Here is a 14,249-nt window from a genome sequence, read left to right as displayed (position 1 = left end):
ATCAACCCACGAACCGCCCTCTGAGTGAGTACGGGGGCTCTCCTGTTCAGGGTGAGCCATCAGTTTCCCGGAGTGTTAATCACCGCCCGCCATCGCAGGGGCAAGGCGTCTCTGACAGAGGTCGATACGCCCTCTACGCTGCCGCGCATGGCACGCACATGGACAAGACTCCATGAACACCTCGGATGCCCGCCCGGTCCTCTCACCTTCGACATGGTCCGCCAGGCCGCGGCGGACAACCTGGAGGAGTCCGACGACCTCGACTGGAAGGAGATGCTTCCCCAGCCGCCCCGGGACGGCCGGTGGAACGAATTCGCCAAGGACGTCGCCGCCATGGCCAACACCCGTGGCGGGCTGATCATCTTTGGCGTTCAGGGCAAGGCGACGGTGCTGACGGGCATCGACCCCGATGAGGTCAACCGGCAGCAGTACGCCCAGTGGATCCGCAACCATGTCCAGCCCAACCTGCCGGACCTTGACATATTCGAGCTGAGCGACGGGACGGAGACTGTCCTATCGTCGATCTGCCGGCCAGCGAGATGCCCCCTCACATCGTGTACGGCGGCGCAGCACGCGACAAGGACCAGCAGGCCGCAGTCGTCCCCTACCGGGACAACGACCACACCGCCTGGATGACAGAGCACCAGATCGAGCGCGCCTACCGCGACCGCTTCGCCCGCGTCGGCCGGGCAAGGAAGAAATCCAGCACATCGACTTCACCACCCAGACCATCACCGCCCACGCCTACGCGCCCTCGGCATGGTTCCTCGCGGTCTCCCGGCCCCAGCAGCCCCTGCCTCGCGGGGGCCTACACGATGAGCCGTGATGAGGCACGGGAGGTCTGGGAGGCCGCCAAGACGCGAGCCCGCGTTCTGCACGCGAGAGAGTCGGTGCCAGGTTCCCTGGTAGGGATGGGACCAGACACTCGACTCAACCCGCGCCCCGGTCTGTGCCGCTGGGTGTGCCACAACCCCCAATCACCCATCAACCGGGAGATCATCACCGAGTTGCACTACGACGGCACCGTGCTCATGGCCGCCAACCTGTCCTTCATCCGCGAGGCGGGCGAGGAGCTCCCAGGAGAAGACGACGTCCTCCGCCTATCCGAGCGCCTGGTCACGGCATGCTGCTACGACTTCATCGCCACCGCGCAAGAGCACCAGCGAAAGCTGCGCCTGGACAGCCCCCTGCAACTGACCGCGTCGATCACCTCCCCGGACAAACCCAGAGCCATGACGCCGCTCACCTCTACCTGGGGAGACGGGCCGGAGACGGAGCCGCCGTACGCCCGCAAGTCCCACCATCTCCAACCCGCGCACACCGTGCTCTCCCCAGCGGCGGCGGATGACGAAGGACGCAGCAGCGCTGACGAACTGCGCACGGACCTGATGAGCCAGTTCGGGCTGTAGCCGAAGACGACGCTCCGCGTTTCTGGCTTTGTTCACGAGAACGAACAGCAGATGTTCACCGCTTCGGGAGGCGCGCGAGTCAACCGCCGGAATCGAACGCCGAGCCCCCAACCTGGACTGCCGAGTCGCCGACTCAGGGTCGGCCTCGCGCACCTTCTCGTCCTCGGCTCGCGGATCGCCGTCGTCCTTGAGCAGACTGATGATCACTTGCCCCTTACGCTTTTCACCATCCAAGTGACTGGACCAGGGGTGGGGATCCGTATGGCGGAGCGAACGAACAGCGACCGAAGATACGGCACAGCAGCGCCGAGCACATTGCGGACCGTACTCGGCGGCCTGACCGCCATCGGTATCCTGCTCGCGATCGTCGTCGGCGTCGCCTGGACGTTCCTGAGCAACACGGGCTATTGGCCGGGGTCGTCCATGACGACAGCCTGGGAGACCCAAAGCGACAACCAGGCACCCGGGGACAGCATCCACCAGGCCTGGCTCGTCGATGACACCCTCGTTCGCGCCCGTTACGACGCCGTTACCGGCTTCGACGCCGGCTCTGGCAAGAAGCGCTGGGAGTTCGTCCCGCCCCGGCGCACCGACATCTGTGCCACCAGCATCACCGCCGACGGCACCCGCGTGCTCATTGCGTACGACGAGAACGTCAGGAACGCCGAGGAGGGCTGCGCCACCGTCGCCGCGCTCGACCTCGCCGACGGCAGCGAACTGTGGCACACCGCTCTCGCGGCGAACGGGGACACCGCCGACAGGGTTGGTGCCCTCGCCGTCGGCAGCGGGCTCGGTGTGCTCCTCGACGCCGGAACCGGAAAGGGCGCCCCCGTTCTGCGCGCCGTCGATCTGCGTACCGGCTCCCCGCGCTGGACGGCCGCGGTGCCGAAGGGCTGCGTTCCGGGCCGGATGGCCACCGCGCCGAAGCAGGTCCTCGCCGTCCTGGCCTGCGGCGAGGAGATGAAGCTGGCCGTTTTCGACCCGGCCGACGGCAGGGAACGGTGGACCACGCCCCTCGACACCCGCAACGGTGTCCCCACCGACGCGAGCGTGACGATCACGGCCACCGAGCCGATCGTGCTGCGAGTCGACGGAGGCGACCGGGGCATCGACGCCTTTCTCACTTTCGGGCCGGACGGCCGCCCTGGGGCGCGCGTTCAGGCCACCGGCGACAGCTACGGCTCGATCGGCACGGACGTGGTCGTATCCGACCGGCGGCTCTTCGCGCTCACCGATGGCGGCAAGTGGGGGCTCCTCGCTGCCTTCGACCCGACGACCGGCGACGAGCTGTGGCAGGAGGACATCGGCGGCGCCGGTTACGTCATCAAGGGACTGCACGCGGAGGCCGGCCGGGTGATGGCTGTGAAGGGATCCGCCAAGTACGGGGACGTCCTGTACGTCTTCGACGCGGCGACCGGCAACGAGGAGGAGGACCGCGCCTTCCGCGACGGTACAGGCTCCGTCGACGACCTGCTGCCGTACAAGGACCTGATCATCGCCGTCCGCTCGGGCAGCTACAACAAGCCCTTCACCGCGTACGAACGCTGGTGACGGCCGCCGCCATGAGCGACACCGCCATCTGCTCACATGTCCACAAATGACATCGAACATCCGCCGACCAGGCTGCCTCCCGAAGTAGTGAACCTGAGCTGTCCGTTCTCGTGAACAATGCCAGCGTTTCATACGCTCAGGCGGCGAGGACGTCCCGCAACTCGCGTACGGCACGCTCCCGGTGGTGCTGGGTGGGACCGCTTCGTACAGGTCCTGTGTGCGGTGGCGTCCGTGTCCGGTGCGGCAGCAGACCCGAGCCGGGCACGCCCTGGCCGCGGCCGCGGTGGCGCCTGCCGGGACAGCTCCCGAAGTCGCCGCGCCGCCCGGCGGGATGACGAGGGCCAGGGCGCGCACCGAGCCTGGCTACGGCGTACTCAGGTCTTGGGCCCTCACGAACGCGGGGTCGGTCAGCAGGCGGTGCGGCACTTGGGCGGATTACAGCGGGCAAGTCGTCCACAAGTCCCCCTGAAGACCCGTGTAATGACAGTGCGTCAGCCTCACGACCATACCCATCGTGGGGCCCCCATGGAGGGGTTACAACGGCTAACACAATGAGGCGGATCGGTCCTGCGCGCCGTGGCTCGGCGGCGGGTTGAGCGTTGTCGGATGCGTGGGGGCATCGCCGTGATTGTGTCGGATGAGCTGTGGGAGCGGATCGAGCCGCTGTTGCCGAGGAGGGAGCGCAGGTTCCTGTATCCGGGCCGTAAGCCCTTGCCGGACCGGCAGGTGCTGTGCGGGATCCTGTACGTGCTGCACAGGGACATCCAGGGGGAGTACCTGCCCAAGCAGCTGGGGTTCGGTTCGGGGATGACGTGCTGGCGGCGGCTGCGGGACTGGAACGAGGCCGGTCTGGCAGCGGCTTCACGAGGCTCTCCTCGCTGAGCTAGACGCAGATCGGAAGCTGGACTGCTCCCGCTGTGTGGTCGATTCCTCGCGCGTCAGGGCGTCAAAGGGGGAGCCGCACGGGCCCGTCGCCGGTCGACCGGGGCCGGGCCGGCTCCAAGCACCACCTGATCACCGACGGACACGGAACCCCGCTAGCCGTCACCCTCACCGGCGGCAACCGCAACGACGTCACCCAGTTGCTGCCGCTGCTGGACGCCGCCCCGCCCGTCCGCGGCAGGGTCGGTCGGCCGACCGACCTCGGCTACGACCACGACTGCTACCGCAAGGATGTCCGCGCCCGCGGCATCGTACCGCCATCGCGCGGCGCGGCACCGAGCACGGTTCCGACCTGGGTGTCTACCTGTGGGTGGTCGAGCGGACCTTTGCCCGGCTGCACGGCTTCCGCCGGTTGCGCGTGCGCTGGGAACGACGAGCGGACATGCACGAGGCGTTCCTGAAACTTGCCTGCTGCTTGATCACTTATCGATAACTCAAGTCATTCTGTCAGCCGTTGTTAGGGTGTAGGGGTCGCGCCGTCCGACCCGTGCCCGGTGCAGATAACCGGCCTGTTCGAGGTCGGCGATGATGACCTGGACCGCTCGTGCCGTGATCAGGCAGGCGGTGGCGATGGAACGCAGCCGTGTATCGGGATCTCGCGCGATGGCAAGCAGCACCCGCGCATGATTGGTCAGGACGTCCACCGGCGGGCCGGGCGATCTGCGGCGTCATCTGCCATCCCGCCCCGCCTCCGGCCACGAATCGAGATGCGTGGTCTGCGAGCCCCGGCACTCCCCGGACGGCGTGGTCACCGTCGCCGCCCTCCTCGAGGCCGCCGGGATCGATCCTCATGACCACCGCGGTGATGCTCCCCGCCGAACGGCCGCCAGCTCACTGTTGACCGTTGATCAGCTGCCGCAACAGTTGCGCCACCCCACCTGCGTCCGGAGGAGTCCCACCCCCAGGACCAGAGGCAATGACCTGAACCAACTGCCCGACCACTTCCGCCCTCCGGTCTTCGCTCAATCCCGAATCCGCCAACAGCCGCTCGGCAGCGAGATAGCGGGAGAACTCAAGCGGCTGATCGAAATACGCCTTCAGGTGCTCGGCCGCAGTTTCCTGAGACTTCACGAACGTCTTGCTCACGAAACCGGCGAGTGCCGCGGACACGGTGCCGAGGCCCCCGGCAACGACCGCTCCGGCGGTAGTACTTGCCCGAAGTGCCACGCCGACGAACAGCACGAGCAAGATGAAACCGATCACGATCGCGATCTGTGCGCTGGCGAAAGACCACTTCGCCTGATTCGTTGCGATCTTGTGGTACAGGTCCAACCGTCGATGAGTCAGCTTCCACAGAGGAGCTAGCGCCAGGTCGCGGCCGTCGCTGGCCGCTTCCCCCTCGTGCTTGACGTCATCCTTTGGTACAGGTTCATCCTCCGCCGCTGCCCGGCTACGCGGCACGCCCACGGCCTCACCTATGACCGAGAGGGCGCCTTCCAACCCCTGCTCCGCCTCGCGCACCTGTTCACGACCCTGCTCAATGCTCCGGCCGTCCTTGCGCAGATGGAGCGTGAAGAACACCAGGGCCAAGGCAAGCATGAATACAGTGGCGCCCATCGCGATCAACAAGCCAGGGTCGAGGAGCGAATCGCTGCCCGAACCGCCGCCCGAATGCACAGACCTGGCGTAGTCCTCCTCGGCCCGCTGCTCCGCTTCCTCCGACCTCGTGAAGTCGAACAGGCTGCTGACTCCTACTGCCAAAACAGCACTGAGCAGGCATGCCACCGCCCACGGCACAACACGCGGCTTGGTCTCCGATGCCTCGCTGGGCTCCGTCGAGGTCCCGCGCGACGATGACGAATTGTTCGACATAGTTGATCAGCATGTCGATCCGCCAGGCACGCCGCCACCCACTCCACGCAATCCAGCCACTCCCAAGTGGAAACTCTCGCGTATCCGCCCCGGGGCCCTGCCCACCCAGAACAGCGGGTTCGCCCCATCGCCCCCGAAAGTGATCACGACGGGCGCTCATCCGCTTCGTCCCATTGCTCGACGAGCGAGTTCAGCTCGGATAAGGAGTCCACCTCGGGGACCGGGACCAGGTGGTTGCGGCGGAAGTAGCCGACATCCCCTTCCACTCCGCTCTTCTCATGGGCGCCGGCCAGGCCGGGGCGGCAGTAGAAGCTGTCCAGGCCGTAGTGGCTTCCCGGTCTCAGACGGGTCGCCGGACGCGCCGAGCAGGTCGTCGCGCAGCTGGAACGCCTCGCCCAGCGGCTGGCCGAACGTGCTCAGCGCCGCGCAGACGCCCGCGTCCGCTCCGGCCAGCACCGCCCCGAGCTGCAAAAGGACGCTCCACGGTGTACTTCGCGCTCTTGAATCGGGCGGTGCGCAGCGCCGCGTCCAGGTCGGTGCTCGGTCGGCCGGTGGAGAGCAGCGAGGTACTGCCCGTACATCAGCTCCGTGCGCATCCCGTCCAGCACCACCGTCGCTGCGGCGAACCGGTCCGCGCTCAGTCCGGCCGTGTGCAGCAGCTCGTCGGACCACGCCAGGGCCAGATCACCAAGCAGCACAGCCGCACACGCGCCCAGCCGCGCCGCATCGAGGCGCCCCGCATGGCGGGCGGCGATGGCCTCGTGAGCGCTCGGCTGGCCCCGGCGGGTGGCGCTGCGGTCCATGACGTCGTCGCGCATGAGGGCGAAGGTGTGGAACATCTCCAGCGACGCGGCCACCCGCAGCACCGGGTCCTCATCACCACACCCCTCGGCCGCGCGCCAGCCGGCCACGCACAACACCGGGCGGATCCGCTTGCCGCCGCCCAGGACCAGATCGCGCAGAACGTCGGTGACCTCTGGTGGGAAGCTCTGCGCGGCCGCCAGACGCGCCTTGGCGTCCAGGAAGGTCGCCAGGCGCTCATCGACGGCGCTTCGCACACAGGCAGGGTCGAGTCCGGAGGCGGGGAGCGGGACGGCGGTCTCGGACAAGGGATCCTCCTTCAACCAGCAGCCGGCGGGCACACTCCCAGACCCGCTCAGCCTGTTCCTCCCCTCGAAGACGACACGACTCGCCAGACCTCACAGGGCGCACAGAAGCGCGCCACCGCCCCAGAGGGCGCCGGAAACGTCACCACTGCGCCAGCCTATGGAGTGGAGAACCTTCGATACCAAGACGATGACGGCCCCGCATGGTCCCCACTGGTACCGCTAGTCAGCTTTCTGAGAACGAGTACGGGTTCGGCGGGGGTCTGGCGACTTGTAGTTGATTTTGCTCGCGTAAAGGATCTCTACCGGATGGCCTTCCACCTTTCCCGGGCAATCGGACGATGACGGTGAGAGCGCGGGTGCTGAGGAGTCGTGCAGACCCCGGGCATGCGTGACATCCACGGAAGCGCTGCTCCCTGAACCCCTGCGGCTCGACGCACTTGCTTCAGCAATGCACGCCCTGCAAGGCCCCGATAGCCGCCACAGAGGCAACGACTGCACCCCACGCCTCTGGAGTCTGGTAGCCCGTCAGCAGCTTCAGCGGGCCCGTGTTGGTCACGTCCAGGGCCCGCTCCAGAGCCGGGAACATGCCCAGCAGGGCTCCGCGCAGGCGGTTGACAGATCGGGTGAGGCCCTCGACCAGGTCAGTTCGGCGGCCGGTCAGAAGCTTGCGCTCGATGGCGGCTTCGTCGCCGGGGTGGATGGGCCGCAAGTCGCGGCGCATTCTGGCCGGTCGGCGATGACGTAGGCGTCGCGAGCGTCGGCCGTTCCGCATCGCACGAGCTGGGGCGTGGTTCCAGTGGGAGACCTCGCAGGCGTGCAGCGGCTCGTTCGGCTCGCAGAAGCTGCAGACGCAGACGTGGCGCAGCTCGTGGAGCGGTCCGCGCGGCTACAACAGCTGGCACGGTACGGGGCTGACCTCCAACAGCTTCATCGACTACAGGTGGTCGACGGACTGTAACGACGGGGGCGGTACCTACACGTACTACCCTGTGATGCAGGGCTATGCCAGCGGGATCGGCTGGGGCCCGAAGACCCGCTCCGACAACGATCTGCGCAAGGGATGCGGGACCAGGTCTCCGAATCCGTAGGAGAGACGCATGGTCGAACAACCTCCCACGCGGTACTCGCCCGAGGGGACGCCCCTTGGGCGCACCGCGGACGACATCAGGTTCAGCACCAGCTACTCCACTGAGACCCCACGGGCCCGCAAGCTGCGGTGGCGAATCAGGGACATGCTCCGTCGGCAGGTGAAGAACAGCGGGTAGAGCCGCCGGATCATGCGAGTGCCGAGCGCGGCTGGGTCCTCTCCAGAGGGCTGGCTCATGGGGAGGGCCCACTTCTCTCCCCCAGCGTGGCTCCGGCCAGGGTTCAGGAATGGGTTCTTTGCCCAAAAGCTCAACGGTTGATTTCGAGGTTCGTCAGGACGAGCAGGGCGCGCAGGTGTCCTCGGTGTGCTCTTTGGCTTTGGTCACACATTTCCAACAGCCGCCGAGGGCACCCCGGTTACGCCCGCTTAAAGCGCGTTGCAGAACACCGTGAACAGGCAGGCTGAACTGGGCGTTTGGCGCCTCTGGTCACGCGGCGAGGGCGAGGTTGTGCATGCGGGCGATGGCCTGGACGGCGTGGTGGAGGCCGTCGCTGCGCTACCGGCAGTCACGCAGAATCTTGTAGTTCTTCATCCGTCCGATCACATGCTCCACGCGGGCGCGGACCTTTCGGTGCGCGGCGTTGTCCTCCTCTTCGCCCTTCAGCAGAGGCCGTCCGGGGCGTTTGCGGTGCGGGACAATCACTCCGGTGTTGAGACAAGCGCCGTCGCCGAGCACCGTCACGCCTTCGCAGTGCTCGGCCAGGCCGGAGCGCCGCCAGGCGTGCGCGTCCGCGGTGGTGCCCGGTACAGGGCGCGCTGCGGCCACCACGAGACGGGTGTCTGCGTCCACAATGACCTGCACGTTTGCTGAGAAACGGTAGTTACGCGCGGAGGCACCCACACCTCGCTCACGGACCGGGATCAGGGTGCCGTCCACGATCCACAACCGCTCGACGGCCTCCTGCGAGGGCACGTACCGGCTGGCCGGCTCTCGAGCGCGAGCAGCGGCCCCAACCGCTGGATCACCCGGCACACGGTCGCCGGGGAGATACCGAACAGCGGGGCGAGCTGCCGCATCGTGAGGTTCGTGCGGTAGTACACGGCCACCAGCAGCACCCGCTCGGCCAGCGGAAGGCGCCACGGACGACCCCACCCGCACCCCTCACCACCGCGTTCCCGAACCGCCCTCAGCAGCCGCCCGAACTGCTCAAACCCGCAGACCGGTTCACCCGGCTGGTGTGGGCGGTGCGGGAGTGGGTGGTGAGCATCCGCGGATGGGCCGGCCGTGGCGGCTGCCGCTGGCCGAGCGGGTGCTGTTGGTGGCGGTCTACTACCGGACCAATGTGACCATGCGGCAGTTGGCCGTGCTGTTCGGGGTGTGCCCGGCCACGGTCTGCCGGACCGTCCAGCAGGTGGGCCCGCTGCTCGCGCTGGAGCCGGCACCGCGGGCCGAGGGCGTGGTGGACCGGTTGTGGATCGTGGACGGCACGCTCGTCCCGGTGCGCGACGGAAGCGTAGCCACCTCCAGCCGCACCTACCGCTTCTCGGTGAACGCGCAGGGCATCATCGATGCCGACACCCGCCTGATGGTGGCGACCGGCCGCCCGGTGGCGGGCAACACCGCTGACGCCCATGCCTTTCGGGACACCGGCCTGGCCCACGCCTGGGCGGGAGTGACGGTCCTCGCCGACGGCGCCTACTGGGGCACCGGCCTGGTGGTGCCGCACCGCCGCCGCGGCAAACGGCCCCTGCCGCCCCTGCGGGAGGCCGACAATGCCGCCCACCGCACAGTCCGCGCCCGCGTCGAGCACACCTTCGCCCGGATGAAGAACTACAAGATCTTGCGGGACTGCCGGCAGCGCGGCGACGGCCTCCATCACGCCGTCCAGGTCGTCGCCCGCATGCACAACCTCGCCCTCACCGCATGATCCACACATCTGCAACGGCCCGCCAGAGTGCCCACCCACGGACTTCTGGAACAGGCTTTAGCTGACTTTGAGTCAACTTTCGAACGCATTAGCGGATCGAGGCGCTGTGCCGGTCGTCGTGGATCGGCCCTCAATGGCTGCCCAGAGCCGCCTGTGGCGGCAAGGGGGCCTCGCCGGCCAGGCGCCGATCCTTTCGGGGGTGGGATTGGCTGCCAACTCCTTTTACGCCAACGCCAGTTAAACCGTGGCCTTGGTCATACGGTCTAGGCGGGGTGTCTGCTGGGATCGCTTTCGAACATCCGTACGCCAAGGGGGGAGCGATCTTGAGCTGCAGACACGCGCTCAGTCATCTGCGCAGCATCCTGGCAGCAACGGCCGCCGCGTTACTCATAGGCGCCGGCACTGCCACGGCCGCCGATTTCACGCCCAGCCCTTCCCCGACTGGTGCACCATCAGCCCGCCCTGCAGCCGGTCCGGAGAACGCCGCCGCCGCAGGTTCCCGGCCCGTTTCGGGTAGATCCCCATCCGCTGGGCCGCCTTTCGTCAAGGGCGGCAGCACCTGGAACGTCATCGGCCCGAAAGTGGTGCTGCGCAACACCGTTACCGACGCCGACGGCGACACGGCCAACCTGACTTTCGAGGTCTGGACGACGGACTCCGCCGGCAAACCCAAGACCCAGGTAAAACTCACCGACGACAACCCGTACGGGGTCCTCGTCTCCGGATTCGTGGCCTCCGGCAAGACCGCTCAGGTCACCGTGCCGGACAAGAAGCTGAAGCCGGGCGTGACTTACACGTTCCACACCTCTGCCTACGACGGCAGCCTGTATGAGACCGAGTGGTCACCGTGGGCCAACTTCAAGATCAACCCGTATGTGAGCTTCCCGGCCCCGCAGGCGTCGTCCACGATCGATTCACTGGCCCAGAAGAACATCGAGTTCACCCGGACCGACCCGGGGCCGGTCGCTGGTGTGACAGTCAAGGGGACGAGGCCCAAGGGACTCGTCCCCAGCCAGTCCGGCGGCAGGCAGTCCTGTTCCCAGCCTGACGACAAGGGCCGCAGGCTGTGCATCGAACTGTCCCCACCCACCAAGGAGAGCAAGCAGCGTGTCGCCGCGGCGAACGCCGTTGCCGCGGACGGGAACGACCCGAACCTGGTCTCCTGGTGTGGGGGGAGTACGGCGGGCAAGGACTTCATGAACCGCACCGAGGCCTGCATGAAGTCCATCGGTAGTGCAACGCTTACCTTCGTGGACAGTGACCCGGATTCTCCCAAGTTCGGGATCGCCGTCTTCGATATCCAGCAGCAGATCAAGACGTACACGAAGAAGGCGACAGCGGCAGCGACTTCGCGGAGTTCGATCAGCAGTTCGTCGCCATGCCCGCCCAGATCGACCCGGCTCTTGAAGGCGTCACCCTCAACTGGAACGTCGGCCACACATGCAGGAACTGCGTCCAGTCGCAGACGAAGTGGGCCGACATCAACAACAAGCCGTCCACCGGTCACTGGGGTATCACCGAAAGCGGCCCGCTGAACGCCCGCTGGGGCACCGTCCAGACCACCTGGAACGGCACCGGCAAGGAGGTCATCGACCTGGGCTGGTCCGTGACCGCCAGTGTCGACGCCGGCGACTTCCTGACGGCCACGGCCGACTTCGGCACCAGCGGCGACACCAGCGTGCGTGAACTCGCCCCCCCGCTGCGACGACATCCTGAAGTCCATAGCGCCCGGCTGCGTCCTGCCGTTCTTCAAGCCGACCTACACCGTCGACACCAACCTCTACCCGGCTGCCGGCGCCTACTACTGGCTCATGCAGGAGAAGCTGCCCACCCACCCCGGGTCCAAGAAGTGGGACTCCCTGCTGAGCTACCTCGGCCCCGACACCCCTGTGAAGAACGCCAACGGCCAGCCGTGGACATCGGCGGACAGCCGCGGAAAGGTCTGTCCCTCCAGTTGGACGGCGCACCCGGCCGACGCGTCCGTGGGCACGACGAGCTGTGACGAGTACGCCATGGCCTCCACCCATGAAAGCGGAGGTTTTCCCGGCGGCCCGAACCAGGTCGGCGACGGCAAGGAGTGCGCCCAGCTGTTCACCGACAAGATCACCAGCACCGACTTCGGACTGCTCGCCGACATCCGCACCGCCAAGAACGGCCCCACCTGGAAGGAGAAGTGCGGCCGGGCCGCTATCCCGAACACACAGAACGAGACGGCCTTCAAAAAGCTCCAGCCCACCGTCTGGCGCCTGCTGGACAATGACGGCTTCTTCGTCAGCAACCCCGGCTTCGAACACTGCGCAAACGCCACCAACACCTGCGCCTGGCGCAAGGTCGGCTGACAGCCCCTGAGGCACGCGCGTGGGGGCAGGCGGCCCCCACGTGTTTCAGCCGGAAAACGGCTGCCAGCCAGGTACGTCGCTCACCGGCCCCCATACCAAGGCCCCGTCAACCAGCCCCGGCTTCTGCTTCCCGGCCAGCACCGGCGCCTCCAACGCGTCAGCCATCTCCTCCAGATAGACAGACAACGACGCACACTCCTCCCAACGCTCCCCATACCGCGACGCATATCCCACCGTGCCGGCCGTGGCATCGACGTACAGCACGAAGGACCGGTCATGCACGCCGGAGGAACAAAACGGGATCCATGCGCGCTGCCACACTTCGTCGTCGCCCACCATCATCTGGCTGCCGTGGTACTCGGCCACTGAGGCAAGATCCATCAGAGCCCAGTTCCGAACCATGAACCCAGCGCCGCGCACGTCATGGACGCCCCCGCGCAGCCCCCACAGTGTCTTCAGTTCCGCCGGGAGCCGGGTGCCGAGTACGCCCTCGAGCGCGGCAAGCTCCTGGCCGGACACGCCCGGCCGCAGGGCGCCGTACGAAGCGGTGGCGTGGGCACGCAGCCAGGCCTCGATCCGCAGCCAGGCATCCCTCACCTGGCGACCAGCAACCTCCTCCTGCGCCGCGTCATCCCGAATGTCCCCCGCCGCCTCAAGCCGTTCCTGTTCAGCGCGCTCACCGCGCTTCTCGGCCGCACTGATCGGGGCCGTCACCTGCGCAACCGATCCGATCTGCAGAACCCCTTCCGCCGCATACGGGGGCCCGTACAGGTAGTGCACGCTCAGCCGCACGCCCTCACTTGTGGTGACATACGAGCGGTACAGGTTCGTGAACGTGTCGAACTCGCCCACCAACGGGGTGCCTTCCAGCGTCCGGGACAGCTCCGCCACTGCAGCCTCGGCCGCCGGACCCAGCTGCCTGCACTGCTCACTCGCACCGTCCGAGATCTCCACGGCCACCTCAGACTCCTGATCGCTCACGGGTCCTCCCACGTCGTTATCCGGGGCGTGCCCTCGATCCTTCCATCCTGGTGTCCGTCACCGGGTAACACCATGGTGGCGTGGTCAGGTCACACGGGGTTTGGGGCCCTTCCGCCAGGCCGGGGGGACGGACACGCCGTCGCCGGTGTTCGGTGGGCACCGCTCCCTGAGCCCCGCAGTGTGAGCGGCGTCGGGCGCCCCCTGCAACGGCTTCACTGATGCCAGCGAACCCCGCCCCTCAGGAGTGAATGTCGGCTTCCGGTGGGACCGTAGGGGGCAGCTCGGCCCGTCGCTTCCCCTCGTGGCGACGGGCCGAATTCTTCTTCAGCGCGCGAGGGTCTACTCGGTGTGCCTTCGGATCGACTCTGTACGCGACGCCGACGTCGAGGACCTCGGCCACCACGTCATCAACGCCCGCATCAAGGGCGGCACGCGGAAGAAGAAGGCGATCCCGCCGCAGACCTGGAACGCCCTGCACGACTACCTCGACGGCCGCACCACCGGACCGCCGTTTCCCCACCGCCCCCGGCGGCCGCCTCGACGAGCCCGCCGTGTGGCGGACGATCCGCTCGCTCGCGAAGCGGGCCGTGCTGCCGTAGGCCGGCTCGATCCACCCGCACGTGATGAAACAAAACGCCATCACCCACGCCCTCGCCCGGCCCGACGCCCGGATCGACCGAGCGCAGTAATGGGCCGACCACAAGGATGCCCGCACCACCGGCCCGTACAACCGCCGCCGCGGGCTGCTTGACAACAGCCCCGGCTACGGCCTGGCCGAGGCGCTGGCATACGGTCTGGACCCGGCGGCGGATACGGAATCGGACGGGCGTCCCTGAGACAGTCAGCGGAATCCGCCATCCTCGGCCGGCTGTTCGCGCGGCGACAAGCAGCCCACGTCCTACCCGGGTGTGGCACCGTGGGATCGTCAAGCCCGTCGCCGTCCCCCGTGGCGACGGATCCCACATGCACCAAGGCGGTAGCGCCCACGCGTCGCTCGCGGCCCCGGTACGTGTCCTGCTGCTCACTCGAGGGCGGGGCGCATCGGCGCGGGCACCCTTGACGCGCCTCGACGAGGACGCCCCGGCCGCGCT

At 67.6% G+C, this 14,249-nt stretch carries 9 protein-coding genes and 6 pseudogenes; 7 read left to right on the top strand and 8 right to left on the bottom strand.

Annotated elements, in window-relative coordinates:
- The first annotated feature begins 147 nt into the window (after positions 1 to 147).
- From ACIBU0_RS43840 to ACIBU0_RS43825, 4 genes and pseudogenes are all read left to right on the top strand, one after another.
- Positions 148 to 636, top strand: coding sequence for a helix-turn-helix domain-containing protein (locus ACIBU0_RS43840; protein WP_398830380.1), 489 nt, complete (start codon positions 148 to 150; stop codon positions 634 to 636).
- 275 nt (positions 637 to 911) lie between these two features.
- Positions 912 to 1,409 carry a hypothetical protein gene (locus ACIBU0_RS43835; RefSeq protein WP_398830377.1) on the top strand — a complete coding sequence of 166 codons (498 nt, stop codon included), beginning with the start codon at positions 912 to 914 and terminating at the stop codon, positions 1,407 to 1,409.
- 261 nt (positions 1,410 to 1,670) lie between these two features.
- The gene (locus tag ACIBU0_RS43830) at positions 1,671 to 2,960 is read left to right on the top strand and encodes a PQQ-binding-like beta-propeller repeat protein (protein WP_398830374.1); all 1,290 of its coding nucleotides are present in this window, start codon (positions 1,671 to 1,673) and stop codon (positions 2,958 to 2,960) included.
- 606 nt (positions 2,961 to 3,566) lie between these two features.
- Positions 3,567 to 4,335, top strand: a pseudogene (locus tag ACIBU0_RS43825) (IS5 family transposase).
- Positions 4,336 to 4,360: 25 nt separating this feature from the next.
- Here ACIBU0_RS43825 and ACIBU0_RS43820 read toward each other — a convergent pair.
- The 7 genes and pseudogenes from ACIBU0_RS43820 to ACIBU0_RS43790 all read right to left on the bottom strand — a co-directional run.
- A pseudogene (locus tag ACIBU0_RS43820) lies at positions 4,361 to 4,546 on the bottom strand (MarR family transcriptional regulator); the annotation flags it as partial.
- A 187-nt stretch (positions 4,547 to 4,733) separates the two neighbouring features.
- Positions 4,734 to 5,714 carry a hypothetical protein gene (locus tag ACIBU0_RS43815; protein ID WP_398830371.1) on the bottom strand — a complete coding sequence of 327 codons (981 nt, stop codon included), beginning with the start codon at positions 5,712 to 5,714 and terminating at the stop codon, positions 4,734 to 4,736.
- A gap of 155 nt (positions 5,715 to 5,869) precedes the next feature.
- A pseudogene (locus ACIBU0_RS43810) lies at positions 5,870 to 6,046 on the bottom strand (IS21 family transposase); the annotation flags it as partial.
- Entirely contained in the window at positions 5,991 to 6,170 is a 180-nt protein-coding gene (locus ACIBU0_RS43805) for a polyprenyl synthetase family protein (protein ID WP_398830368.1), read from the bottom strand. The pseudogene ACIBU0_RS43810 and the gene ACIBU0_RS43805, both read right to left, overlap by 56 nt.
- Positions 6,131 to 6,823, bottom strand: coding sequence for a polyprenyl synthetase family protein (locus ACIBU0_RS43800; RefSeq protein WP_398830366.1), 693 nt, complete (start codon positions 6,821 to 6,823; stop codon positions 6,131 to 6,133). The genes ACIBU0_RS43805 and ACIBU0_RS43800 overlap by 40 nt, the downstream gene beginning before the upstream one ends.
- A 502-nt stretch (positions 6,824 to 7,325) precedes the next feature.
- A pseudogene (locus tag ACIBU0_RS43795) lies at positions 7,326 to 7,591 on the bottom strand (transposase); the annotation flags it as partial.
- An 806-nt stretch (positions 7,592 to 8,397) separates the two neighbouring features.
- Positions 8,398 to 9,164: pseudogene (locus ACIBU0_RS43790) on the bottom strand (transposase family protein); the annotation flags it as partial.
- Between ACIBU0_RS43790 and ACIBU0_RS43785 the strand changes: the two are divergent.
- From ACIBU0_RS43785 to ACIBU0_RS43775, 3 genes and pseudogenes are all read left to right on the top strand, one after another.
- Positions 9,114 to 9,838, top strand: a pseudogene (locus ACIBU0_RS43785) (transposase). The pseudogenes ACIBU0_RS43790 and ACIBU0_RS43785 sit on opposite strands and share 51 nt — an antisense overlap.
- A gap of 272 nt (positions 9,839 to 10,110) precedes the next feature.
- Positions 10,111 to 11,373 (top strand): hypothetical protein, encoded by a 1,263-nt coding sequence (locus tag ACIBU0_RS43780; RefSeq protein ID WP_398830364.1) that lies wholly within the window; start codon positions 10,111 to 10,113, stop codon positions 11,371 to 11,373.
- A gap of 147 nt (positions 11,374 to 11,520) precedes the next feature.
- On the top strand, positions 11,521 to 12,177 hold the full coding sequence (locus tag ACIBU0_RS43775) for a hypothetical protein (RefSeq protein WP_398830362.1): 657 nt from the start codon (positions 11,521 to 11,523) through the stop codon (positions 12,175 to 12,177).
- A 45-nt stretch (positions 12,178 to 12,222) separates the two neighbouring features.
- On the opposite strand, the gene ACIBU0_RS43770 is transcribed toward ACIBU0_RS43775, so the two are convergent.
- Positions 12,223 to 13,158, bottom strand: coding sequence for an SMI1/KNR4 family protein (locus ACIBU0_RS43770; protein WP_398830359.1), 936 nt, complete (start codon positions 13,156 to 13,158; stop codon positions 12,223 to 12,225).
- Positions 13,159 to 14,249 lie beyond the last annotated feature (1,091 nt).

This window comes from Streptomyces sp. NPDC049627, from assembly GCF_044465645.1.
Taxonomy (GTDB): Bacteria; Actinomycetota; Actinomycetes; order Streptomycetales; family Streptomycetaceae; genus Streptomyces.
This window is presented reverse-complemented; position numbering and strand designations above follow the sequence as displayed.